Source organism: Lacunisphaera limnophila, assembly GCF_001746835.1.
Taxonomy (GTDB): Bacteria; Verrucomicrobiota; Verrucomicrobiia; order Opitutales; family Opitutaceae; genus Lacunisphaera; species Lacunisphaera limnophila.
Genome location: NZ_CP016094.1, coordinates 1517553 through 1542336 on the forward strand (window position 1 = coordinate 1517553; position 24784 = coordinate 1542336).

17 protein-coding genes are annotated in these 24784 nt (G+C 68.2%); 1 reads left to right on the forward strand and 16 read right to left on the reverse strand.

Annotated features, from left to right (window positions below; translation table 11 throughout):
- Nucleotides 1-6: 6 nt before the first annotated feature.
- The 6 genes from Verru16B_RS06370 to Verru16B_RS06395 form a co-directional block, all read right to left on the reverse strand.
- Nucleotides 7-1998 (reverse strand): alpha-L-arabinofuranosidase C-terminal domain-containing protein, encoded by a 1992-nt coding sequence (locus tag Verru16B_RS06370; RefSeq protein WP_069961502.1) that lies wholly within the window; start codon nucleotides 1996-1998, stop codon nucleotides 7-9.
- A 65-nt stretch (nucleotides 1999-2063) separates the two neighbouring features.
- Nucleotides 2064-3086 carry a glycoside hydrolase family 43 protein gene (locus Verru16B_RS06375; RefSeq protein WP_083270150.1) on the reverse strand — a complete coding sequence of 341 codons (1023 nt, stop codon included), beginning with the start codon at nucleotides 3084-3086 and terminating at the stop codon, nucleotides 2064-2066.
- A gap of 5 nt (nucleotides 3087-3091) precedes the next feature.
- Nucleotides 3092-5491 (reverse strand): glycoside hydrolase family 127 protein, encoded by a 2400-nt coding sequence (locus Verru16B_RS06380; RefSeq protein WP_083270151.1) that lies wholly within the window; start codon nucleotides 5489-5491, stop codon nucleotides 3092-3094.
- A 180-nt stretch (nucleotides 5492-5671) separates the two neighbouring features.
- Nucleotides 5672-6451: an alpha/beta fold hydrolase gene (locus Verru16B_RS06385; RefSeq protein WP_069961503.1), complete on the reverse strand. Its 780-nt coding sequence runs from the start codon at nucleotides 6449-6451 to the stop codon at nucleotides 5672-5674.
- A 112-nt stretch (nucleotides 6452-6563) separates the two neighbouring features.
- On the reverse strand, nucleotides 6564-7481 hold the full coding sequence (locus Verru16B_RS06390; RefSeq protein WP_069961504.1) for an alpha/beta hydrolase: 918 nt from the start codon (nucleotides 7479-7481) through the stop codon (nucleotides 6564-6566).
- Nucleotides 7482-7542: 61 nt separating this feature from the next.
- Entirely contained in the window at nucleotides 7543-9477 is a 1935-nt protein-coding gene (locus Verru16B_RS06395) for a glycoside hydrolase family 97 protein (RefSeq protein WP_069961505.1), read from the reverse strand.
- A 276-nt stretch (nucleotides 9478-9753) separates the two neighbouring features.
- Here Verru16B_RS06395 and Verru16B_RS06400 point away from each other — a divergent pair, with 276 nt between their 5' ends.
- A complete protein-coding gene (locus Verru16B_RS06400) occupies nucleotides 9754-10989 on the forward strand; it encodes an alpha/beta hydrolase (RefSeq protein WP_069961506.1) in 1236 nt (411 codons plus the stop codon).
- A 97-nt stretch (nucleotides 10990-11086) separates the two neighbouring features.
- Here the strand turns inward: Verru16B_RS06400 and Verru16B_RS06405 are convergent, their stop codons facing one another.
- The 10 genes from Verru16B_RS06405 to Verru16B_RS06450 all read right to left on the reverse strand — a co-directional run bounded on the left by Verru16B_RS06405 (nucleotide 11087) and on the right by Verru16B_RS06450 (nucleotide 24772).
- A complete protein-coding gene (locus Verru16B_RS06405; RefSeq protein ID WP_083270152.1) occupies nucleotides 11087-13795 on the reverse strand; it encodes a glycoside hydrolase family 3 C-terminal domain-containing protein in 2709 nt (902 codons plus the stop codon).
- Nucleotides 13796-13844: 49 nt separating this feature from the next.
- Nucleotides 13845-14957: a glycoside hydrolase family 43 protein gene (locus Verru16B_RS06410; RefSeq protein WP_069961507.1), complete on the reverse strand. Its 1113-nt coding sequence runs from the start codon at nucleotides 14955-14957 to the stop codon at nucleotides 13845-13847.
- Between the two features lie 137 nt (nucleotides 14958-15094).
- On the reverse strand, nucleotides 15095-16654 hold the full coding sequence (locus Verru16B_RS06415; RefSeq protein ID WP_069961508.1) for a carboxylesterase/lipase family protein: 1560 nt from the start codon (nucleotides 16652-16654) through the stop codon (nucleotides 15095-15097).
- A gap of 25 nt (nucleotides 16655-16679) precedes the next feature.
- Complete coding sequence (locus Verru16B_RS06420; RefSeq protein WP_069961509.1) at nucleotides 16680-17864, reverse strand: esterase; 1185 nt, start codon at nucleotides 17862-17864, stop codon at nucleotides 16680-16682.
- Nucleotides 17865-17998: 134 nt separating this feature from the next.
- Nucleotides 17999-18331: a hypothetical protein gene (locus tag Verru16B_RS06425; protein WP_069961510.1), complete on the reverse strand. Its 333-nt coding sequence runs from the start codon at nucleotides 18329-18331 to the stop codon at nucleotides 17999-18001.
- A gap of 36 nt (nucleotides 18332-18367) precedes the next feature.
- Entirely contained in the window at nucleotides 18368-19156 is a 789-nt protein-coding gene (locus Verru16B_RS06430) for an alpha/beta fold hydrolase (protein WP_069961511.1), read from the reverse strand.
- A 100-nt stretch (nucleotides 19157-19256) separates the two neighbouring features.
- On the reverse strand, nucleotides 19257-20804 hold the full coding sequence (locus tag Verru16B_RS06435; RefSeq protein WP_069963637.1) for an alpha-L-arabinofuranosidase C-terminal domain-containing protein: 1548 nt from the start codon (nucleotides 20802-20804) through the stop codon (nucleotides 19257-19259).
- Nucleotides 20805-20960: 156 nt separating this feature from the next.
- A complete protein-coding gene (locus tag Verru16B_RS06440; RefSeq protein ID WP_069963638.1) occupies nucleotides 20961-21920 on the reverse strand; it encodes an alpha/beta hydrolase in 960 nt (319 codons plus the stop codon).
- Nucleotides 21921-22196: 276 nt separating this feature from the next.
- Complete coding sequence (locus Verru16B_RS06445; protein WP_069961512.1) at nucleotides 22197-23036, reverse strand: sialate O-acetylesterase; 840 nt, start codon at nucleotides 23034-23036, stop codon at nucleotides 22197-22199.
- Between the two features lie 20 nt (nucleotides 23037-23056).
- Nucleotides 23057-24772: a GH39 family glycosyl hydrolase gene (locus Verru16B_RS06450; RefSeq protein ID WP_069961513.1), complete on the reverse strand. Its 1716-nt coding sequence runs from the start codon at nucleotides 24770-24772 to the stop codon at nucleotides 23057-23059.
- Between the last annotated feature and the right edge of the window lie 12 nt (nucleotides 24773-24784).

Here is a 24784-nt window from a genome sequence, read left to right on the forward strand (position 1 = left end):
GCGGTCTCAGCGGCCCGGGAAGCGGAGGAGGGTGAGGGAGTTCGCCGGGGCCTCATAGGTAAAGGCGGCGGCAAGTGGCACGGTCGTGGTGACCGGCACCACCGCGGGCGGCTGGCCGTCGGTGTTGGCCACGTCGGCGTCCGCGCCGCCGAAGACGGTGCGCTGCGCGGTGGCGGGTAGGGGCCCGGCGCCGGCCAGGTTCACGGCCACGGTCTGGGCGGTGGGCTCACCGTTGACGAGCTTGAGGATGATGTCGCCGCTGCGGCTATCGCGCACGGTGGAGGCCGCGAGCTTGGTGCCGGCGGGCGCGGGCGCGAGCGTGGTCGGAAGCGCGGCGTCGCCGGCGTTGTGACCGAACAGCTTTTGCACGGTGTAGTTGAGGCTGGGGAAGACCTCGGTGCCGGTGAAGTAGATCAGGTCGGGCGTCCACTGGGTGTGCTGGCGGCGGGCGAGCAGGGGGGCGAAGGAGGAGAAGACGACCTGGTCGCCGTTGCGTTCGAGTGAGGTGAGGTGGGCGGCCTCGGCGAGGGCGGTGCGCAGGGTGTTGCGGCGGTCCTTTTCGTGGGCGGCGTATTCGCCGACGTAGACCTTGGGGCCGGCGCGGTCGTAGGTGTCGTAGCGGGCGAGGTTGTCCCACATCCATTGCGGCGGGACGTAGTAGTGCTCGTCCACCAGCGCGAGGTTCAGCTCGCGGGCGAAGGCCCAGCCCTTGTCGAAGTCCTCGCCGCTGGCGAAGGGGCCGGAGGTGCCGATGACGGTGATCTCGGGGTGCTTTGCCTTGAGCACGTCGTTGATAAGGGTGAAGCGCTCCTTGAATTCCGGGGTGATGGCGTCCTCGTTGCCGACGCCGAGGTATTTCAGGCCGAAGGGCGCGGGGTGGCCGGCGGCGGCGCGGACGGCGCCCCATTTCGAGTCAGCGGGGCCGTTGGCCCACTCGATGAGGTCGAGGATGTCCTGGATGTAGGCGGGCATCTCCGCCAGCGGCAGGCCTTCCTGGCCGCGGCCGGGCGAATGGCCCGCGTGCTGGCAGCACACGCCGGCAGTGACGACGGGCAGGGGCGCGGCCCCGATGTCCGCACAGAATTGGAAATATTCATAATACCCGATCCCCATCGTCTGGTGGTAGCCCCAGGAATTGCGCGCGGCCCGGCGTTGCTCGAGCGGGCCCACGGTGTCCTTCCAGTCATAGTAGGCGTGGATGCCGGTGCCGTGCACGAGGCAGCCGCCGGGGAAACGTACGAAGCGCGGCCGGAGGTCCGCGATCGTCTGTGCGAGGTCGCGGCGCAGGCCGTTGGCGCGGCCTTGGAAGGTGTCGTGCGGGAAGAGCGAAACCATATCCAGCGCGACACCGCCCGCCGCGTGCGCGAGCAGGACGAACCGCGCCGCCGGCTCGGAGTGTGCGGGCGTGAGCGTCGCCGTGTGTTTGGTCCACGTGCGGCCGGAGATTTCAAATTTGGCCTCGGCCAGCACGCGGCCGTCCGCCCCTTCGAGGCGGACGGTCACCGGCATGGGCTTCGTCTGGTCGCCGGGGCCCCACATGATGCCCATGTAGGCCTGGTAGGCGAAGAAGGAGACCTCGTAGGCCTGGCCGGCCACGAGCGGGATCTGGTCGAAGCCGAGGTTGGCGACGCCGACGCCATCGCCGGCCTGGGTGACATTGAGGAGCAGGTAATGGGGATTGTTGGCGTGGACGGGGCGGGAGTTGCCGAGCCCGAGGTGGCCCTCACCGGCGCCGGTCTTCACGAGGTCCCAGAAGGAGAGCGGGCCCCACTTGGCCTGCTCGGTGGGGCTGTATTCGAAGGAGCGGTTTTGCAGTAGCTCGGCGTAGAGCCCGCCGTCGGCGGCATAGTTCAGATCCTCGAAGAAGATGCCGAAGAGGTCGGGGCTGATCGGCTTCGCCGGGGCGTCCAGCGCGACGGTGAGGCGGTGGGGCTCGGCGGCGGTGCCAGTGAAAAGCAACAGCGCGGACAGCAGACAGGCAGGGGTAATGCGCTTCATGGGGAGAGAAGATAGTTGCGGGGAAAGGTAGTATCAGCGGAACCCGGGTCGGCCGTGATGTCAGCTCAGCGTGCGCCCAGCTCGCCCTTGAGGCGGAGAGTGTGGCCGAGGTCCTCGAGCTCGAAGAAGCGGGCGCGCTCCACTTTCCGGTTGGGCTGGTGGATAACCATCACCAGGCGGTCATCGAACGTCTTGAACACCGTCGGGTGGCCGCCGTCGTCGGACCAGAGAGGCTCGGGCAGCTGTTCCCACGGGCCGAAGACGCTGCCGCTTGACGACCGGGCGATGCCCACCGCGTATTTGGTCGGGCCGTAGCTCGACCAGAGCATCAGCAGGGTGCCGTCCTTGGTGCGGTGCAACCAGTTGCCGTCGCTCACGTAGGCGTGGTAACGTTTGCCCTGGTAGAGTTCGCCGATGTCGCCGCGGCAACGCACCCACGGGCCCTCGGACGCGGAGAAAAGCAGCTTCGGATCACCCACCGCCAGGGCCAGGTCGTCGCTGAGTTGCACAATATCAAAGCTGCCGTCGGTGATCTGGGCCCACTCGTGACAGAACACCATGTAAGGCACGCCGTCTTCGACCCACAGGCTGCCGTCGAGGGCCATCCAGTCGGGGGGCGTCTGCGGTCCGGTCCCGAGCGGCTGAAACGGTCCGAGCGGCGAGTCGGCGACGAGGATCTCGGTGCCGCGTTTCACATTTTGCGGCCGGCCGGCAGGCGTCGGCAGGGTGTCCTTCGACGTGATGGTCACGAACAGGTAGTACTTGCCGCGGTAGGCATGCACCTCCGGCGCCCACACCGTCTCGCGGCCCCAGTGGTCGGCGGGCACCTCCCACACCGGCACCGGGTCGGACCAGTGTTCGAGATCCTTGGACTGGAAAACCATCACGGCCTTGCGCTTGATGCCGCCGTCGAAGATGCCCGCGGTCGTCGTGCCGTAGATGTAATAGGTCTGCGTGGCCGGTTCGGGCAGCACGAAGGGGTCGCGGATGCGGACCTCCGCCCGGGTGGTCGCGGCGGCGCCGGAGACGCCCGCGAGCGCGGCCGCGAGGGTGACGAGGCGGATGAGGCGGGGCAGGGTCGCGGGCATCGGCGCTATTTGGTTTCCGCCTTCACCAGGCGCACGCCGTAGACGGAGCCCGTGCGGGATTTCTCGCGGGCGGCGAACTTGACGGTGAGCGGGCCGGCGGCCGCGAGGTCGGCCGGGAGCGGATAGACGACGTCCACCATCCGGTCGCGGCGGTCGCCGCTCAGTTCCACGGTGGCAAGCACGCGGTCATTGACGAGCACGTCGAAGCGGCGGTCGCGCTCGCTGCCATCATAGGTCACGACGAGTTCGAGGGCGGTCCCGGTAGCGCCGGCAGGATTGAGGGAGTAAGCGAACCAGCCGCCCACCGCCTCGCGCCAGCGGAGGCCGTGCGTGGAGCCCGTCCGGGTGGCCTCGCCCGTGAAACCGTGCTCCACCTCCGACTGCTGCTCACCGGGAGCGACGCGGTCGAGCGTGCGCGCCTCCAGCGCCAGCAGCGCCCGTTCCGAGGCCTCAAGGGCGGCGACCACGGCCGGATATTTATCCGCCGTCACCGTCCGCCAGTAGAGCATGTAACGGGAGTCGTGGACCCGGAAGAAGGGCACCAGCTCGAGGGCGCCGAAGGCCTGCGGCCGGATGAGGTCCCCCGCGGTGAAGGTCAGCGGCCGGCCCGCGACCGGGCGGAGGCCGGCGGCGAGCTGCGCCGGATCGCCCACCAGCATCGGGGCCCCGTCGAGCGGGAGGTAGGGGCCGGGGGAGATATGGCCCATGCGGCTGTCGTTGGCGACGAGGCCCTCGAGGGGGCCGGTGCCGGTCGGGGCGGCGAGGACGATCGGGCCGTGCAGCACCGCGGCGTAGTCAGAACCGTCGGGCAGGCGCTCGAGGGTCGTGGTCATCGGCAGGGTGAGCTCGAGGCGGTCGCCGTCGCGCCATTCGCGCTCGATTGCGAAATAGGAGGAGGGGGATGAGGTCACGGCCAGCGGCTGGCCGTTGAGGAGGATCACGGGCCGGGCGCACCAGGCCGGGTGGCGCAGGTGCAGGGTGAAACGCTGCGGCTGGGCGGTGGTGACGGTCAGGGTGGTGCGATCCGTGTCGGGGAAGGTGGTTTCCTGCCGCAGGCGGACGCCGCGTTCGGCCCAGTCGAGCTCGGAGGCGACAAACAGGTTCACGTAGAGGGCATCGTGGGCCGCGGACCGGGCGTAGAGGAAGGCGCCGTATTTGCCGTGGTTTTCCATGCCGCTGCCGACGCAGCACCAGAAGCAGACCCCGGGTTGAGAGTAGACGCGGTAGTGGCGCGGGCGGAGGGGGGTGAAATAGACGTAGCCGCCGTGGTCCGGGTGCTGAGAGGCGAGGATGTGGTTGTAGAGAGCGCGCTCGTAGTAGTCGGCGTAACGCGCGGCCGGCTCGGCGCGGAAGAGCACCTCGGTGAGCCGGAGCATGTTGTAGGTGTTGCAGGTTTCCGGGCCCTCGCGGGACTCAAGGAGGGAGGAGAAATCGTCGGGCGGATTGAAATGCTCGCGCTCGCTGTTGCCGCCGAAGACGACGCTGCGGGGGCCGGCGACGCGGTTCCAGAAGTAGCGCGAGGCATCGCGCCATGAGGCATCGCCGCCGAGCTCGGCGATGCGGGCAAAGCCGATGACCTTCGGGATCTGGGTGTTGGCGTGCAGGCCGGTGAGCTGGTCCTCGTGGCGCAGGAGCGGATTGAGGATGGCGCGGTGCGAGAAGCGTTGCGCGAGCCGCAGGTATTTGGCGTCGCCGGTGATGGCGGCGACATCGGCGAGGACCTCGTTCATGCCGCCGTGCTCGGTGCCGAGCATGGCCTGCATCTGCTCGTCGGTCAGCCGCGCGAGGAGGGTGTCACACCAGTCGGCGAGGCGCACGAGGACGTCCTTCGCCTGCGCATTGCCGGCGAGCAGCCAGGCGTCGCGCAGGCCGGCGAAGAGCTTGTGCTCGTTGTACCACGGGACCCAGGCGCCGTTGAGGCTGAAGCTTTGGAAATTGTGCCGACCCGCGGCGATATCGTCCCAAAGCGTGCGGCCGCGGGGGATGCCGCCGACGTAGCCGTCGCCGCCGGCCTGCTGGCAGGCAGCGAGCCCGGCGACCATTTGGTCGATCCGGCGGCGCCACTCGGCGTCGCCGCTGGCGGCCCATTCCTGGGCGAGGGCCGTGAGGTAGTGGCCGCCGGTGTGGCCGGAGAGGCCCATGCTTTCCCAGTTGGGATATTTGGGCTGGGGTGTGGCCAGGCCGGCCTCGATCCGGAACGGAGCGAGCAACCGGTCAACATCGTGGGCGAGCAGGTAGCGGCGGTTCACCTCCTGCGCGTGGCGGAAGGGCCCGTCGAGGAGCTGGACCCGGCTGAGCGGGAACAGCCCGGCGGTGGCGGCCGGTCCGGGGCCGGTGGCGTCGGCCGCGAGGCCGGATAGGGTGAACAGGGAGACCAGCAGAATGGCGGGGGTGACGCGCTTCATGGGGGATCAGGTTGTTGGGCGGAGGCCGGGTGGCGAGCAAAGCTCCGGGGGATCGTAATGTGTAGGGCGGGGTCGCCGAACCCCGCCTTCCGGCGAACACGATATCATCATCGAACCAAGGCGGGGTTCGGCGACCCCGCCCTACAACAAGGCAAACCCCCGCGGAGCGCGGGTTCCACCTTACTGCGCGACGGGCTTATTCTGGTCGCTGACGGATTCCGCGATGAGGGTGGCGACGCCGCGCGGGTCCTCCTGCTGGGCGACATGGCCGCCGGGGAAGGTGCGGATCGTCCAACCGCGGGCGACGGCGTTCTGCCAGCTCTTGTCCGTCTTGGCGCGTTCCTCGGCGGACTTGTCCTTCGGCACGAAGGCGACGTAGGTCACGGGCAGCGCGAGGGCGGCGGGGTTCTTGTAGGAGACGGGCTGGTTGAAGCACTTGATCGACTGCTTCATGCTGTGCGGCGGCTTGTCGCCGGGCTTGACCCAGGGCACCTGCATGAAGCCGTCGGCGAACCGGGGGCCGGTGGGGTTCTGGCCGCCGAAGATATCCCAGATGGACTGGCCGTCCTGGGGCACGGCAGCGTCGAGGAAGACGACATGCTTGATGCGCTCGGGCACGCGGTCCATGACGCCGGTGATGACCATGCCGCCGTAGCTGTGGCCGGTGAGCACGATGTCATGCAGGTCCTCGAAGAGGATCAGGTTCACGACATCGTTGATGTGGGTCTGCAGGTCGTTGTCGGGGCTGCTGAGGTGCATGCGCTCGCCGAGGCCGGTGAGGGTGGCGCGGTAGACGGTGTGGCCGTCCTCGACGAGGAAGTTGCCGCAGCGTTTCCATTCCCAGCCGCCGGCGGTGGCGCCGTGGACCATGACGAAAGTCTCCTTGGCCGGGAGGGAGGTGGTGAGGGCCGTCACGCCGAGGGCGATCAGGGAAATGACACGAACGAGGGGGTTTTTCATGAGGGATGGGGGTGGAGAAGAAAATGTAGGGCGGGGTCGCCGAACCCCGCCTTTCTACGAACACGATATCACGTGCACGGCGGGGTTCGGCGACCCCGCCCTACAACTGGGTTCATCGGTCCTCGGGGAACATGATCTGCGCGGTCTGCCAGAGGTAGCGGCGCCAGTTGAGCCATTCGTGGCCGTGGGAGCTGAGGACGGAGAAATGACGGACGCCGTGCTCGGCGAGGACGGCGACGGTTTTCATGCTGTTGAGGTAGGCGATGTCAGTTTCGCCGACGGCGACGTAGATGGGCATGCGCAGGCGCTCGTTGATCTTGAGGTCGCTGAGCAGGGGCTGGATGCGCTCCTTGAAAAGCCCGAGCTGATCGGGCCAGTAGCCGGAACTGAACACGTAGAGTTCGCCGAAGGTCTCAAGGTGGGTGAGGCCGGTGTTGAGCACGACGAAGCCGCCCATCGAGAGGCCGGCGACGGCGCGGCTGGCGCGGTCCGGACGCGTGCGGTAACGGGCGTCCACGAAGGGCAGGATGTCCTTCAGGTATTCCTGCGTGCACGCGTCGTCCTCGCCGAGCTTGGGCGGCGTGCCTGATACGAGCCGGCCGGTGTTGGGCATGACAATGATCATCGGGCGGGCTTTCCCGTCGGCGATGAGGTTGTCGAGGATATGGGGCGCGTGGCCGCTTGCGGTCCAGTGGCTGTCGTTCTCGCCGCCGCCGTGGTTGAGGTAGAGGACCGGATAACGGTGATCCGTCGCGGAATCGTAGCCGGGCGGCAGGTACACGTGCATGCGCTTCTCCGTGCCGGCGGAAGTGCGGTAAGTCACGAGCTCAACGCGGCCATGCGGTACTTCGCGCTCGGCGTAGAAGGAGATGTCCTCGGGCGCGGGCAGGGCCGGCAGGATGGGGACGGGGTGGGCGGGTTTCGGGACGTTATAATGGCTCGCGGGCGACGGGCGCGGCGCGGGGGTTTCCTGCGCCAGGGCGGTGGCAGCGAGGAGGAGGACGGGAAGAGCGAGCTGACGGAGGGTCATGGGGGAGAAGCGGGGCGCGTGAGGGGGTATGGGGCCGGTCCGGGCCAGTCAGAGACTGGCCCTACTCAAACAGCACGGCGCCGCCGCCGACCTCGAGGGTGAGGGTGAGCTGGCCATCCGCGCCGACGGTGACCGGGCGCGTGGCGGCGGTCTGGGCGGGGCCGTCATGGATGAGAGTGAGCGTGCGGCCGGCGAGGAAGGGGACGCTGAGCGTCAGTTCCTTGGCTTGTTTCTCGCCGTTGGTGGCGGCGACAAACCAGCGGTTGCCGTGGCGGCGGGCCAGCGCGACGTGCTTGCCGGGATAACCGGCGAGGTAGCGGGTCTCGTCCCACACGACGGGCACCGAGCGGAGGAAATCGAGGACGAAGGCCGGTTGTTCCTTGAGGTTGTTCGGTGTGAGGCCGAAGTGCTGGAGCGGCGACTGGTAGAGCACGGTGGTGGCGAGCTGGAAGGCGTCGGTGGTGCGGCGCTGGTTGCCTTTGCCCGCTTCCTTGTGGAAGGTGCGGTTCAGGACCATCGGGCCGAAATCGAGCGGGGCGACGGGGTTGCGCAGGTGGGACAGGATCGTGCTGAGGCGGGCCTCGCCGTCGGCGAAGCCCTGGGAGAAGATGAGGTTCTCGGAGACGGTGGCGGCCTCGCTGGACAGGAAGTTCGGGTACATGCGTTCCCAGCCGCGCGGGATCGTGGTGCCGTGGAAGACCAGCATGAGACCGTGGGCGTTGCCGTCCGTGAGGATGTCCTCGTAGAGCTTCATCGTCGTCTGCTTGTCGCCGCCGAAGAAGTCGACCTTGAGGCCCTTCACGCCGATGGACTTCAGCCAGGCCATTTCCTGCTGGCGGGCGGGGGCGGAGTCCATGCGGTTGCGCGGGTCCTGCGGGGCATCGTTCCAGGCGCCGTTGGAATTGTACCAGAGCAACACCTCGACCTTTTTCGACCGGGCATAGGTCACGAGTTCGGCGAGCTTGGCGCGGCCCAGGTTTCCCTCCCAGAGCGCGTCCACCAGGATGTATTCCCAGCCCATCGTGGCGGCGAGGTCGATGAAGGTGCGCTGGTCGGCCTCGTTCATGCTGGCATCCTGCCAGACGAGCCAGCTCCAGGTGGCGCGGCCGGGGGCGTAGACCTGCGACGGGGCGTAGAGGGGTTGCACGACGTCGGTGGCGACGGTGCTCTCGACGATGGGCGCGAGCGTCGCGCCGACGGTGAGGGTGCGCCAGGGCGTCAGCAGCGGCATCGCAGCCGAGACGGTGGCGTCACCGATGCCGCCGTTCTCGCCCGGCTCGGGGAAGGCGATGGGATAAATCCCGTCTGGCGTGGGATCGCCGAGGCGCGTGCCAGCGTAGTGGCTGGTGGTGCCGGTCTCGGACACGAGCACCCAGCCGTTGTCGCCGACGCGAAAGAGGGCGGGGAAGGTGAAGCCGAGGCCGGTGGGGGACTTCGTGCCGACGGGCTCGTCGATCTGGTAGCCTTCCTCGTAACTGGGCTTGGACTTCATCCAGCCGTCGCCGGGTTTGGCCTGCCAGGTGACGAAGGCGGTGGCGGCGGCGGGAAAGTTGAAGCCGGTGGCCTCGCGCTGGATGGTGACGCGCTGGCGGTCTTTGCCGGAGAGGCGGTAGGCGAAGGCGACATCGCGGTCGCTGACGCGGAAGATGACCTCGAGGGAGTCGCCCGTGGCGTTGGTGAAACGGGCGGTGAGCTCGTTGGCCACATAATGCACGTCGCGCACCTTGCCGTGCGGCAGGGTGTAGCGTTCATCGATCTGCGCCGTGGTAACGCCGGCGGCCTTCAAGCCGGTGGCGAAGCTGCCGAGGCTCGTCTCCAGGCCGAGAGGGGAAGGCTCGAGCATCAGGCGGCCGTCGCGGCTGACCTGGTAAGTCAGGGCGCCGCCGTCGAGCGTGAGCTGCACGGCGAGGGCCCCATCGGGGCTCTTGATGGCCTGGGCGGGCAAGACCTGGGCCAGGAGCAAGGCGAGTGGGGCGAGGAGAAGACGGGTTTTCATGGGGACGGAAGGCGAAGGGGAGGGACGACGGCGTCGGCTGCGGCCGCGATGCCAGGAAGGCGGCGGCGGGGGATGCGCATGAAACGAGGGGGTGGGGTGCCCGGGGCCGGGGTGGCCAAGGCTGCCCATGTTCTCGCGGCCTCGCTCGAATGGCATCACGCATGTCACTTTACCGTCACGGGAAACCCTGGTCGTCGGCTCCGGCCGGAGCGAAAGGTTGTATCGCGCGATCCCCGCGATCATCGTCGCGTCGTCCGTCTCCCCCACACCCCACCCATGAAAAATTCGCTCCGCGGGATCGTCCTCCCGCTTACTTTGGTTGTTACGCTCCTGCCGGCCAACCTGGCCGCCGCGGACCAGACCTACGCCGTCACCCTCGACCAGCCGGTTCACGGACGATTCTCGGTGGACCCGGCCCTGCCGGCGGACGGCCGCTATCCCGCGGGCACCGTGGTCACCATCACCACGCAGCCGGATACCGGGTACACGCTCGATGCCGGCTATTACTCGGTGCCCGGCCGCTGGGGGGCGATGTATCACGAGTCCCCGACGCCGGTCTTCAGCGTGGTGATCGACCAGGACAAGCACCTCGGCGCCTCGTTCATCGAGGCGGCAGCGGTGGCGCATGTCACGGTGCGCGACAACATCGTCTACGCCCAACCGGGCAAGAAACCGCTCAAGTATGACGTGTTCTCGCCTGTGGGGGCGAAGAACCGGCCGATCATCGTCATCATCCATGGCGGCGGCTGGACGACCAACGACGAGGACGTCATGCGCGGCCTGGCGCGCGAACTCACGCGCGGCGGGCAGTTCGTCGTGGCTAGCATCGACTACCGCTGGGCGGGCAAGGCGGATGGCGATGCCACCGCCAACTCGATGGTGAACCTGATCGAGGATTGTTACGGCGCCATCGCCCACATCAGGGAGCATGCGGCCGACTACGGCGGCGACCCGACGAGGATCGGCGTGACGGGCGACAGTGCCGGCGGCCACTTGTCGGCGTCGGTTTCCCTGATGGTGGAACGGATCGGCACCCGCGGCTTCGGCCGCGAGCCCGGCGTCTTTGAATTCAAGCCTACCTATGTGCCGGCCGGGAAGTCCGTGGCTGAGCTGAAGGCGGAGATGCTGGTTGCGATCCGGGCGGCGGCGCCGAGTTACGGCGTGTTCGCCGGGGCGTGGCTGAAGGCCGACCCCGAGAACCCGGCGGCGGACGCGAGCTGGGACCAGGCGGTCCAGCCCCTCCATGCGATTCCCGCGGCGACCGGGCGCGCCGTGCCGCAATACCTGACCCGGGGCACGCGCGATCCGCTGATCACGGACGCGATGGTCACGGAGTTCATGGACGCGCTGGTGAAGGCCGGGCAGCGGGTGCAGTACGTGCAGGTCGGCGGGGCGGAACACGCCTTCTTCGACTGGAAACCCGATGCGAAGACAAAGGCCACCTTCGCCGAACACGGCGTCTATTACGCCGCGGAAATGAAGGCGTTCTTCGCGAGCGTGCTGCAGCCGTAAGGCATGCCGCGCTGCCAAAAACCAGCCCGCGCGAAGCGCGGGCTCCACCGGGCGGCGTTGACGGGAATTCCTGCCCGGCGAACGCGGCCCGGCGGGTTCAGAGCTTCACGGTGATGGTCTGGGTTAGGTCGGCGGAGGAGGCGCCGGCTGCGAGGGTCCAGTCGCCGGCCGGGACTGCGTAGTCCTTGGCGGCCACATCCCAGCGCCGGAGGGCGATGGCGGGGACCGTGACGGTGACGGTGCGCTTCTCGCCGGCCTTGAGCTGGACGCGGGTGAAGCCGCAGAGGGCGCGGATTTCCTGCGGGGCGGAGGCGGCGGGCGGCGTGGCGTAGAGCTGCACGACGTCGGCCCCGTCGCGGGTGCCGGTGTTGGTGACGTCGAGCGTGACGGTGAGCGCGCCCTCGGCGGCGGGCGTCACGCGGAGGTTGGCGTAGGAGAAGGTCGTGTAGCTGAGGCCGTGGCCGAAGGCGTAGAGCGGCTTCCCGGTAAAGTAGCGGTAAGTCCGGTTCTTCATCGAGTAGTCGGAGAAATCCGGCAGGTCCGCCGTGGACCGGTAGAAGGTCACGGGCAGGTGACCCGAGGGATTGACGAGGCCGAAGAGGACCTCCGCCACGGCCCGGCCGCCGCTCTGCCCGGGATACCAGGCCTGCACAATCGCCGGCAGGTTTTCGTCCTGCCAGGTGAGCGCCATGGCCGAGCCGCTGCAGTTGACCAGGACGACGGGCTTGCCCGTGGCGTGGAGGGCGCGGATGAGGTCCTCCTGCTCGGGCGGCAGCTCGATGGCGTCGCGGTCGAAGCTTTCCCCTTCCTGCGCCGCCGTGATGCCGCCCACGTAGACGATCACGTCGGCCTGCGCCGCCTGCTCCAGGGCCTCGGCCTTGAGCTCGGCGACCGAGCGCGTCGGCGTGTTGTCCTGTCCGCTCCACGGCGCGGTGGCCGTTTTGGATGTGATCGGGCTGCCCACGGCATGGGTGACCTTGAAGTCCTTGCTGGCCACGGCGCGGATGCCATCGAGGATGGAAACCGCGCGCGTGGGGGTGCCGTGGTAGTTGCCCTCGAGCATCGACTTGGAGGCGGCGTTGGGCCCGATGACGGCGAGCTGCTTCAGCTTCGCGCGGTCCAGCGGGAGCACGCCGGTGTTCTTCAGCAGCACGATCGACTGCCGGGCCAGCTCCAGCGCCACCTCGTCGTGCGCCGGGAGTTCGTTGTCGAGGAGCGTGTACTTCGAGAACGGCACGAGCTCCGGCGGATCGAAGAGGCCGAGGCGGAAGCGGGTCCACAGGGTGTGGTAGAGCGCGACGTCGATTTCCTTTTCGGTGATCAGGCCCTGCTGCACGGCGCGCACGAGGGCGTTGTAGTCGCCGCCGCAGCAGAGGTTGGTGCCGGCCTTGACCGCGAGCGCGGCGGCCTCCTCGGCGGTCTTCACGTAGGCGTGCTGTTTCTCGCCGTAGATGTCGCGGATGGCATCGCAATCGGACACCACGTAGCCCGTGAAGCCCCAGCGCTGGCGCAGCACGCCGGTGAGGAGGGCGGCGTCGGCGCTGACCGGCACGCCGTTGATGGCGTTGTAGGCGCTCATCACGCCGCCGACCTGGGCCTCGCGCACGAGGCGCTCGAACTGCGGCAGGTAGGTGTCGTAGAGGTCGCGCTCGTTGACCACCGCGTTGAAACGATGCCGGGAAGGCTCGGGGCCGCTGTGGACGGCGAAGTGCTTCGCGCAGGCCATCGCGAGCATATAGTTCGGATCGTCGCCCTGGATGCCCTTGACGAACTGGATGCCGATTTCGGCGGTGAGGAACGGATCCTCGCCATACGTCTCCTGCCCGCGCCCCCAGCGGGGATCGCGGAAAATGTTCACGTTGGGCGTCCAAAACGTCAGGCCCGCCCACCACCGGGAATCGCCCTGGTGCAGGTTGGCGTAGTCGTTGAACTTGGCGCGGCCCTCGATGCCGATCACCCGGCCCTCCTGGCGAAACAGCTCCGGGTTCCACGACGAGGCGGCCCCGACCGCCTGGGGAAACACGGTGGCGGCCCCGTTGTTGGCGACGCCGTGCAAGGCCTCGTTCCAGTAGTCGTAGGCGGGCAGGCCGAGGCGGGGGATGCCGGGGGCGGCGTTCTTGAGTTGCGAGACCTTCTCCGCGAGCGCCATGCGCCGGATCAGATCGTCGGCGCGGGCGCGCAGGGGCTGCGCGGGGTCGCGCCAGATCGCGGGTTCCTTGACCTCGGGCGGGACCATGGCGGCCCGCGAGAAGGCGTCGGCGAGATCGGAGGCGGCGAAGGCCACGACCTCCGCGCCGGCCTCGTCCTTGATCGTCACCGTGTTGAACTTCGCGTGGCCCTTGGTGGCGGTGAACACCAGCCGCAGTGGCCCGCGCAGGGCATCGTCGGATTTCTCGACGGTGCCGGTGACGGTGGCCGCCTTGCGCCGGCCGCCGGCGGCCACGAAGAGGTCGAAATCCTTCGCCAGCACCTGGTCGCCGGCGGTCACGTCGAACACGCGCTCGCCGGCCGCGTTCGCCTGCGTCTCGGAGGCGGCGATCTCGACGGTGTAGCGGCCGGCGGGGAGGTTGGCGATGGCCACGGTGAACTGCGGACCGTTGATATCCTCCCGATAGGCTGCGGGACCCGGCATCGGGGGCCCGGGGGGTTCCTTGCGGTGGGTGAAGTCACCGGTGACAGTGACCTTGCCGCCGCAGGTGGTGCAGGCCTCGTCGGCGGCGAAGGCCGCGGTGGCGGCCAGAAACAGGCCGGCGAGGAGCAGGCGCAACGAGCGGGTGCAGGTGGGCAGGACGGCGGACGATTTCATGGTAGGGGCAACGGGGGCGGGGAGAATGGGGCCGGAGAGCGGGCGGGTTCTATTTCTGATCCAGGTTCACCTGCCAGTGGGCGGCGACGGCGCGGAGTTCGTCGGGGGTGAGAGGGATGACGGCGCCGTGCTTGGGGCGCTCGAAGTTCGTGCCTTTCATCACGCCCTCGTTGAAGCGGCCGAGGTGGTGGAAGGTCACGAAGTCCTCGGTCTCGCTGAAACCCATGTTGTTGGGCCGCGCGCCGTAGACGTCGTACATGAGCACGTAGGTGGAGGTGCCGGTCCGCCGGAAGATGTTGGGCGCCTCGGTGTTCACGGTCTCGGGGTCGATGCGCTGCGGCACCACGGTGTAGCCGTCGGCCAGCCGGGGGGAAGAGGCGTAGCGGATCTTGGCATCCGCGACGTAGAACATGTGCCAGGTGCCGTCCACGAGCGTGAGGTCGGCGTCGATGCCGCCGATCTCGGGAATTTTCTTGGGCACGGTCTCGAGCTTGGTGAAGGCCTCATCGGCGTGGGCCCAGAAGATGTTGGCGTGCTTGTTGGCGTAGCGGATCGTGAAATACACGACCATTTTGCCGGCGACCGGGTCCCAGGTCGTCTGCGGCGCCCAGGAGCAGTCGATGTCGCCGAGTTCGGGGAAGGCGAGGTCGACGCGGAAATTGGCGTGCGTCCAGTGGATGAGGTCCCAGGACTTCATGAGCACGAGGGCGCGGTTGTTGCCCCAGCCGTATTTTTCCTCGGGGCGCTGCCAGCGGGTTGTGCGGTGGCCGGCGCGGTCGCCAAAGATGTGCAGGTCCGTCATCGCGAGGTAGAATGCGCCGTCGGGGCCGCGGGCGATGTGCGGGTCGCGCACGCCCTTCTGCTCGGCCAGCGCGGCGCCGTCGAAGACGGGATCGCCGCCGTTGACGTCCGTGAAGGTGTAGCCGTCGCGGCTGATGGCGAAATAGGCGCAGTGGGTCGGGTCCTTGAAATACACCATGAGGTAACCGCCCATGTCTTGCTCGGAACGCGGGCCGGCGGTGGCGGGTTTCTCGAGGGCCGGCACGATGACGGTGCCGACTGGCCGGCGCGGGGTGGCGGGTGGGGTCGGAGCCGCCGGCGCCTGGGCGAAGGTGGTGGTCGCGGCGGCGGCGGCGAGGAGGAGGCAGGAGAGGAGTTTCATGGGGTGCGTTCTTGCGGGCTGTAGGGCGGGGTCGCCGAACCCCGCCTTGCTGTGGAGACTGTGCTGCTGGGGAGGCGGGGTTCAGCCGTCGCCAAGGCTATGGCTGACACGGTCGGCGACCCCGCCCTACAGGAAGACTACTGCGCCCAGGCCGCGCCTTCGGGGGTGCGGCGCCAGGCGAAGTAGGTGTCGAGTACGGCCAGCGCGTCGGCGCTGGGGACGGGGCCGGGCTGGGCGGTGTCCTTGAAGACCATCACCTGGCGGTCGGTGGCGGTGAACTCCGGCCAGGCCGGGACGCCGGGGCCGTTGGGGTTGCCGTGCTTGGCGAAGTTCGCCCAGTAGGTGGACACCGTCTCGGAGATCGCGAAGTCCGCGGGGGTAAGCCGGGCGTCGTTGCGGTCGAGGGTTTGGAAGACATAGGGCACATCCACGCCGTGCGGCATGCCGTGGTCGGCCTCGGGCGAGTCGGCCGGGCGTTTCGCGTGCTGGTCGAAGTAATAGAAGAACACCTTGGACTTGCCGGTCTTAACCTGCAGGTTCGCCCAGGACCAGGTCTGCCAGCCGAAGGCGGCGTCGCGCATCAGGTCGCGCGCGGTCTTCGGGACGGTGCTTTCCCCGGCGGGGTAGGCGGCGAGGAGTTTTTCGGCGAAGGGGCCGTAGCGCTTCTCGGTGTTGGCGCGGTATTCGGCGGGCGTCTTCTCGCGCGAGAAGCTCAGACCCTCGTCGGAGTTATAGCCGACGAGGATGGCCACGTCGTTGTACCGGCCGGCCTGGTAGAGCTTGTGCTGGTCGTCGGGAATGATGTGGCCGTCGACGATGGGCCAGGCGGCGCCGCTGCCCCAGCCGGCGGGGAGTTTGCCGGGCGCGACCTGACGGAGTTCGGCGAGGGTGGCGGCGCCGGCTTTCTGGGCGTAGGCGACGCCGGAGGCCTCGGCCATGGCGAGGGTGCGCATGTTTTCACCCGGGTAGGTGGTGGGACGCGTGGGGCCGAAGGAACCGCCGCTCTGGGAGATAGCGCCTTGAAAGAGCCCCTTCGCCTGCGGCGAGGCGCAGAGCATGCTGACGGCGATGCCGCCGGCGGATTCACCGAAGATCGTGACCTGGTCCGGGTCGCCGCCGAAGGCCGCGATGTTGGCCTTCACCCACTGCAGGCCGGCGATTTGGTCCATCAGGCCGTAGTTGCCGGAGGCGCCGTGGCCGGACTCGGCGGTGAGTTCGGGGTGGGCGAGAAAGCCGAGCGGGCCGACGCGGTAGTTGATCGTGACGAGGACGACACCCTTGCGCGCGAGGTGCTCGCCGTTGTGCGTGGGATTGTTGTTCCCGCCGAAGGAGAAGCCGCCGCCGTAGATCCAAACGAGCACGGGGATCTTGTCGCCGGGGGATTTGGCCGGGGTCCAGACGTTGAGGTAGAGGCAGTCCTCGCTCACGCCGTTCGTGCCGTCGCCCTGATAGGGATCGGGACCGAACTTGTCGGCGGCGCGCACGCCGTCCCATTTCGCGGCGGGCTGCGGGGCGCGCCAGCGGAGGTCGCCCACCGGCGGGGCGGCAAAGGGGATGCCCTTGTAGACGGCGAGGTCCTTTTCGGCGACGCCTTGCACGAGACCGGTGGCGGTCATGACCGGTGCGGGGGCTTGGGCCAGGCCGGGGACGGTGGCACCGAGGGTGAGGAGGGAAGCGAGACAGAGGGCGGATTTCATGGGAGAGGAGCGGGACCGGCGGGGGTTATTCTTTCCGCCACAGCTTCGGCAGGAAGCGTTCGTGCAGGAGGTGGCGCCAGGTGGCCCAGTCGTGGCCGCCGTGGCCGCCGACATAGTACTCGTGCTGGATGCCATGTTTCACCAGCGCCTGGCGCAGGGCCTCGGAGCGTTCGCCCAGGCGGCCGGTGGATTCCAGGGCGCCGAGGCCGACGAAGAGATAGTCGATCTTGGTGTTCACCGCCGGGTCGTTGAGGAAGGTGGCGAGCGTGCGCTCGCTATCGGGGTCGCCGGCGCTGAGCACGCCGAAGTTGGCAAAGAGGTCGAGCGAGTTGAAGCCGGCGTACATGGTGTGGCGGCCGCCCATGGAGAGGCCGGAGAGGGCGCGGCCCCGCGGATCGCGGCGGACGGAGTACTCGCGCTCGACGAGCGGGAGCACGTGCTGGCGGAGTTCGGCTTCGAATTTCTTGAAAGTGAGCTCGGCGTGCTGCGGGTGGTTGCGGTGAACGACCTGGTTGTTGGGGATGACGATGACCATCGGGACCGCCTTTCCCTCGGCGAGGAGGTTGTCCATGATGAAGTTAACGCGGCCATCGTGGATCCAGTTGTGCGGGAGTTCGCCGCTGCCGCCGACGAGGTAGAGGACGGGGTAGGTCTTCGTGCGGTCGTAGCCCGGCGGGGTGTAGACGTAGAGGTCGCGCTCACCCTGGGTGACATCGGAGTGGTAGATGTGGCGGGTGATGCTGCCGTGCGGGACGGGGCGTGCGTCGTAGTAGGCCGGACCGTCGCCGTGGACGATGAGCTGGCTGTAGGGCGGCATGCCGGTGAAGGCGGCCTGGGTGTTGCTGGGATCGGCGACCTGCACGCCGTCGATGCGGATGAGGTAGGCGTAGATGTCGGGGCGGAGCGGGCCCATGGTGAGCGTCCAGATGCCGTCCGCCCCCTTTGCGAAGGGTAGCGTCTCGCCCCAGTTCCGCCCGACGGCGGCGAGCACCGCGCCGTTGAGCTCGACCTTTTCCGCCTCAGGCGCCTTCACGCGGAAGGTGACGGTGCGGTCGGCGTGGACCTCGGGGGAATTGAGCGGCGCGCTGAACGGGATAAGGTTCTCCGTGTTCTGCTGCGGGTTGTAGTCGAGGTTGACGTTCGCCTGCTGCGCCCGGGTGAGGAGGGGGAGCAGGAGACAGCCAACGGCCAGGAGGAAACGGGGGCGCATGCAGCGGCGGGGGTGGGGGTTAGGGCCGCCGGATCGGGGACAATCCGGCGGTGGGTATCGCGGGTTGAAATGTCTAGGGAAAGCGGAGCCGCGCGGCCACGGGCCCGCCATGTTACCGTCCAGTGGCGCGGGGCTCAGCCCGGGACTGCGGGGATCGGGATGCGCAGGTCGGGTTCGTCGTGTTCAAAATTGATCCGCAGGCTGCCGGCCACCTCGGTGCCGGCGGGGGCGGCGGCCGCGGCCAATTCCTCGGGCGAGGGGGGCGGCAGGTGGACGCCGATCGTTGCGAGGGACTGCCGGAGACGGGCGAACCCGGCCGGCGGGAGTTCCAGCGTGAAGCAGACGGCCAGGTTCGAGAACTGGTTGTAGTCGAGCACGTGACCGCCCGCGGCGACGATGGCATCGGACGCGGCGGAGGTCGCGGCGTGTCGGGGTTCGCGGGTTCGTCCCTCGAGGCGAATGATCATGGGCGCAGGTCGGTGCGGCGGATCCGGGTGGGCGGACTACGGGGCGACGGGCGTGTTTTTGTCGTTTACCGCCTCGAGGATCAGGGCCGCCAGCCCTTGGGGGTTTTCCAGCATGGCGGTGTGGGAACCGGGAAAGGTCCGGACCGTCCAGCCGCGGGCGACGGCGTTCTTCCAGCTGGGGTCCCGCGCCGCGCGCTCGGCGACATCCTGGCCGGCCGGGATGAAAGGCACGTAGGTCACGTTCAGCTTGAAGGCGGCCGGGTTGTTGTAGGCCACCGCCTCGTACGAGGGGCCGATGGGTTGACCGACATTGTGCGGATAGGTCGTCGGATTCTCGTTCAACCAGGCGGGAATGCGCCGACCGTTTTTGACCACCATGTCTGCGGGGGGGCCGCCTTGGCGGGAAAATCCGGTCTCGCCGTCGTTGGGCACGGCGGCGTCGAAAAACATCACGTGTTTGATGCGCTCGGGAATGCGGTTCATCACGCCGGTGATGACCCGCCCGCCGTAGCTATGGCCGGTAAGGATCACGTCGTGCAGGTCCTCGAACAGGATCGTGTTCACGACGTCGTTGATGTGGGTGGTCAGATTGACCCCCTCGGCGCTGAGATGGGACCGCTCGCCGAGGGCCGTGAGGGTGACGCGGTACACGGTGTGGCCGTCCGCGAGGAGGTGGTGGCCGGTTTCCTTCCATTCGTAGCCGCCGGCGGTGGCGCCGTGCACGAGGACGAAGGTGTACTTCGGGGCCGGGTCGGCGGCGTGGCTGACGAGGGCTAGGCCGAGCGCTAGGCCGGCGAGGAGGACGGGGAGGAAGCGGAGTTTCATCGGGTGGCGGGGGCGCTGGGGCGGGGTCTTTAAGCCGCGTTACGAACGTGATATCACGGTCGAACGAAGGCGGGGTGCGGCGACCCCGCCCTACAGTCACTCACTTTTTCAGGGGGATTTCGAGCTGGGTAAACGAATGGGCGGGGAAGGTGTGGTTGATCTGGTGGCCGGTGAAAGCCAGGTCGGTGGTGACGGTACGCACCTGCTCCGCCGTGGCGGTGTTAGTGGCCGTGATGGAATCGGCGGTGATGAGATGCACGCGGCCCTGGCCGGTGTAGGCGCCGGACTGCAGATCCACGTCAGCCGTGATGGCCTCGGTTTCACTGCGGTTTACGACGTTGATCACCAACGTGCCGCTGGCCTCGTTGTGCACGGCGGTGACGTCCAGGTAGGGGATGTCCTTGAAGGCCTTGTTGCTGTAAGTGGCGCAGCGGGTGTGGACGTCGAGTGCGGTGCCTCGGCAGTTGTTGGAATAAAGGGAGAACGGGTAGTAGAGGGAGGTCTTGAAGCTGCCCTCGGGGGTGATGCCGACGAGGGAGGTGAGGAAGGTCAGGTTCGCCATCTTGACGATGTCGGCCTGGCGGATGAAGGCGTTCAGGTGCTGGGCCAGCAGGAGCGGGCCGGCCAGGGTGTTGCCCCTTGCGCCGTATTCGTCGAACGAGATGTAGATCGGCCGGTCGGTCTCGGATTTGACCATGGCCTTCTGGATCTGGCCCTTGGTCACCTGGATGATCCGGTCGATTTCCATGCCCAGCGACATCTCGTCGGCGAAGCCCGGCTTTTCGAAGGCCCGCAGGACCTGGAACACGTAACGGTGGAGGGAGATGTAGTCGACGTAGCCGGCCATCTGGTCGAGCACGTAGTCGTTCCAGTCGGTCCAACCGTCCTTGGGGTCATACCGCTTCGTGACGAGGGGGTAGTTCGACGCGCCGGCGGCGACGAGTTTGATGTTCTTGTCGACGGCGCTCATCATCTTCGCGGCCTCGATGGCGAACTTGGTGTAGTCCTCCTTGCTCTTGTACCCGAGCTGCCAGGGGCCGTCGGGTTCGTTGCCGAGGGCCCAGTACTTGACCTTGAAGGGTTCCGGGTGGCCGTATTTGGCGCGGAGGTCGGCGTAGCGCGTGCCGACGGGGGCGTTGCAGTATTCGACCCAGCGGGCGGCCTCGTCGATCGTGCCGGTGCCGGCATTGATGCAGATGAAGTTCTCGGCGCCGACCAGGTTGCAGAAGGCCACGTATTCATCCGTGCCCATCTGGTTCGACTCCTTGCGCGTGCGCGAGAGGTCGAGGGAGACGGGACGGTCGGCCTTCGGGCCGATGGCGTCCATCCAGTTGTGGCCGGACACGAAGTTGCCGCCCGGCCAGCGGACGGACGCGACCTTCAGCTCCTTGACCTGCTGGAGGTATTCCCGGCGGAAGCCGTTTTCGTCGGAGTGCGGTGAGGCCGGGTCGTAGAGTGGCCCGTAGACGATGTCCGGGCGTTCGCCATTGGACAGCGGCTCGAGGAAGCTGCTGTAAATGTTGGGATCGATCGCGCTGATGGTGCGGTCGAGGTCGACCTTGATCAGGGCGGGCTCAGCGGCCGAAAGGGAGCCGGGGAGCGCGGCGGCGAGGCACAGGGCGCCGAACAGGAGTGCGGGAGATTTCATGGGGGTGAAGCGATAGGGCGGGGTCGCCGACGGAGGCGGGGCGGAGAGGGCGAAGCAACCCCGCCGCGAGCGCGGCATCGGCAGCGAATCAAGGCGGGGTTCAGCCGTCGCCATGGCTATGGCTGACACGGTCGGCGACCCCGCCCTACAATGATCTTACTTGGCGGCGACCGGCTTGAGGAAGCCGTTGTGGTCGAGCCAGTGGGTGAAGGGTTCGAACCAGTAGTAGGTGGGGTGGCCGGGGTAGCCCATGCCGAAGCCGTGGCCGCCGTCCTGGTAGAGGTGGAACTCGACAGGGCGCTTGGCGTCGTACCACGACTTGATCAGGCCGAATTCGCCGTTGAAGAGGAAGTCGTTGGCGGCGATGGCCACAAACAGCGGGGGCGCGTCCTTCGGCACCTCGACCGGGCCCATGCCGCCGTAGATCGGGGCGATGAAGAGCAGCTTCATGGTCTTGGAATTGAGCGTGCAGTGCATCGTCAGGCCGGCGCCGGCGGAGAAGCCCATCATGCCGATGCGGTCGGGGTTGACGTTCCATTCCTGGGCGCGGGCCACGATCATCGCGTAGGCGGCCTCGGCGTCGGCGAGCTGGTTGTCGAGATTCGGGCGCGGCGGGCGCGGGGGCGTGGCCGGGGCGGGCGCGGCAGCACCGCCGGCGGGCGGCGTGACGGCGGCGAAGGTGCGGTTCATCGACTGCTGCAGGCCCTCGATCGTCGGCGGGGTCGGGATGAGGCGGTACTTGAGCACGAAGGCGGCGATGCCGCGCTCGTTGAGCGCCTTGGCGATTTTCCAGCCCTCGTTGTTGATGGAGAGCCAGCGGAAGCCGCCGCCGGGGGCCACGATGACGGCGGTGCCGTTGGCCTTGGCGGGATCGGGGAGATAGGGCGTCAGGGTGGCGGTGGAGACGTTGCGCACCATCGGCTCGCCCCACTGGCGGAACCAGCTTTCGGGTGCGGGTTGGTCGGCGACGCCGCCGGTGCCGAGCGGGATGGCGCCGGGCTCGGCGGGAGCGTCGAGCGGGAGGATGGTGCCGTCCTGCGCGAAGGCGGACGCGGCGCAGGCGAACAGGGAGACGAAGGCGGCCTTTTTGGCCAGAGAGACGAACAGTCCAGGCATGGTAATGCGGAGTTGGGGGTTGGGGGTGCCCATCGAATCCTGGATTAGGACGAACCAAGTCGCGGGTGCATCGGGCATAGGCCGGGGCGCCGGCGGTGGCAACGGGCGGTGCAGCATTACCGTCCAGTACGGACGGGGCCTCCGACGGAGGCTTGGCGGAGATGGCGAAGCAACCCCGCCTGCGTTCGATCAGGATGCCGCGGGCGAGGCGGGGTTCGGCGACCCCGCCCTACAACTTCGGACGAGCTAAAACCCCGACGCCGAGGGACACCGGTATTATTTGGCGCCGAGCAGCGGCAGCATTGTCTCGGCGTAGCGGCGGCCGAGTTCGCGGTAGCCGGCGGGGCTGAAATGCAGGTGGTCGGCCACGGCCTCGCAGCCGTCGGAGGACACGAAGTGCGCAGTCGGGATGGTTTTCGGCAAGTCGGCGATGACCGCGTTCATGGCGGCACACTTGCCCTGCTGGTCGGCGGGGACGACGCCCCCGGCGAGCAGCGGCACGGTATCGGCGGTCAGGCCGAGGTCGGCGAGCAGCCGCTCGTAGACGGCCTTGACCTTGGTCGGCCAGGCCGGATCGCCGACGTTGGATTCACCCTGGTGCAGGAGGATGCCCTTGATGACACCCGATTGTTGCGCGATCCGCGCCATGTCCACGAGCCGCTGGTAAGGACTGTCGTTGTACGCCTTGAGGGCACCCTTCATCCAGCCGGGGGCGGTGGCCACATAGTCCGGGAAGGCCACCGGGTCGAAGAGCTCAATCTTGCAGCCGCCCACGGCGACGTTCACCACGCCGATGCGGATGTTTTCCGGCAGCGCGGCGGCGAGGGCGCGACCGAAGCCGTCAGCGGGGCTCATGCCGGAGTTCGGCCGGCAGAGCGGTGGCGTGGCGGGATACCATTTCCCCTGCTCACGGCCCAGCGTCGGGAAATCGACCGCCGCCAGGACCTGGAAGCGCGGGTTGGCGTAGGACTTCTCCTCGTCGGGGATGCCGGGATAACCCTCCATGTTGGATTGTCCGAGGCAGAGGTAGATGTGGAAATCCTTGTCTTGGGCCTGGGCGCGAGCGCAGAGCAGGAACAGGGTGGCGACGGCCAGCGGGAGGAAGCACTTTTTCATAAGGAGGGGGCGGGGGGAACTCAGCGTTGCTTGAGGGGGATCTCGATCAACCCGACGGACTGACCGAGCAACTGCAAGTCAAAGGTGGCGGCGCCGGCGGCCGGGGTGGACGCGGGCAGGGGTTCGGCACGGAGGGTGGCGGCGGCGTGCAGGCCGGCGATTTGCGCGGGCGTCGGGTCCTGCGGTTCACCGAGGGCCAGCCAGGCGGTGAAGGCGTTGGCGTGGGTCTGGTCGATCCGGGTGAGCGTGACGGCGGCAAGGTCGTGATCGGCGGTGATACCGGTGACCCGGAGCGAGGCCGCCGTTGACTCGTAGAAACCGACGGCGACGTCGTGATAGTTCCACACGAGGATGCGGAGCGCGCCCGTGTCTGTCCGCGTGGCGACGACGCCGAGGTCGGGGGCGCCGCGCACACTCTTGGTCAGGATCTCGGCGATGGGGCGCATACCGGTGGACGCGGACTCGACGCGCATCGACCCGAGACGCGAGAAGAGTTTGAAGGCGTTGAAGACGGGCAGGGCGATCTCGTTGGTCGTGAGGGCGCGGAGGCCGTTGAACCAGGGTTGGTCGTGGAAGGTGAAGGCCCAGGAGACGGCGCCCTGCAAGTTGCCCCCGTGGGCGGCGGCGAGGTCCTGCTTGCGCATGAAGGACGCGGCGGTGTACGCGGCGAACTGCGAGGTGCGGCGGTAGTCGCGCTGCGGGTCGAGCGTCGACGGACAGCCCGCGCAGCCCTCGGGGTCAGACTCGCCGATGTAGACAGGCAGGGCGGCGTATTCCGGAAAGCCCGCGATGATGCCGCTGTAGAGATCGATCGTCGCGAGGTGATTGCGGAGATCCATCTCGACGCGGCCCGACTCGTCGAGGCGCGTGAGACCCTTCGCGTGGTAGGCGACGAAGTCGAGCGGGGCGCCGGTGCCGCCAGTGGCCGCGTTTTTCCCGGAGCGGCAATGCTCGAGGAAGGCCGCCATGAACAGGTCGCCACGCTTCCACTTCGGGTCCGTGGTGTGCGGCGCGCCGACGCGGGCCTCGGGGACGACGGCTTTCACCGCGGCGGTGAAGTGGTCGTAGAGGCGGCAGTAATCCGCGACCGTGCCCTTGAAGTAGGGCGACTCGGGCTCGTTCCACAATTCCCAGAGCCAGGAAGCGACGGCGGCGCGCCCGTAGCGCTCGACGCAGTGGCGGACCCAGGCCTCGATGAACGCCTGCCACTTGGCGTGGTCCTTGGGTGGGTAATAGGCGCCACCGGAGAGGATGTCGTTCGAGGGCAGGCCGCGTTTGGTCAGTGACGGGGTGTAGGGTTCGGGCGAGGCCGAGAGCGCCTGCGGCATGAAGCTGACCTCGATGAAGGGTTCGAGGCCCGGACGGGTGAGCTCGTCGAGGATCGCGTCGATCCGCGTCCAGTCCAGGACCGGGTTGCCCTGCGCGTCCTCGGTATAGACGTTGGTGCTGGACCACTTGAGGGCGAGGGTGCCGTCGCCGCTGGTGTGGAGGTGATGCACGCGGATGCGGATGGGTTCCGCGTCCGTCATCTGGTTGAGCTCGCCGAGCAGGTGCCGGCCCTCGGGCGTGAGCGTGGTGAGGGCCTCGTCGTAGCCGAAATAGTTCCAGATCGGGCGGAGTGCCGTGGTCGGCCGGTCGGCGTGGACGGTGATCTCCACCGGACCGTCCGCGGCGGCGAGGGGCGCGGCGAGGCCGAGGGCAAGAGCGAGGCCGAAGAAGGAGTGGGGGTATTTCATGGGCGTGGAAGG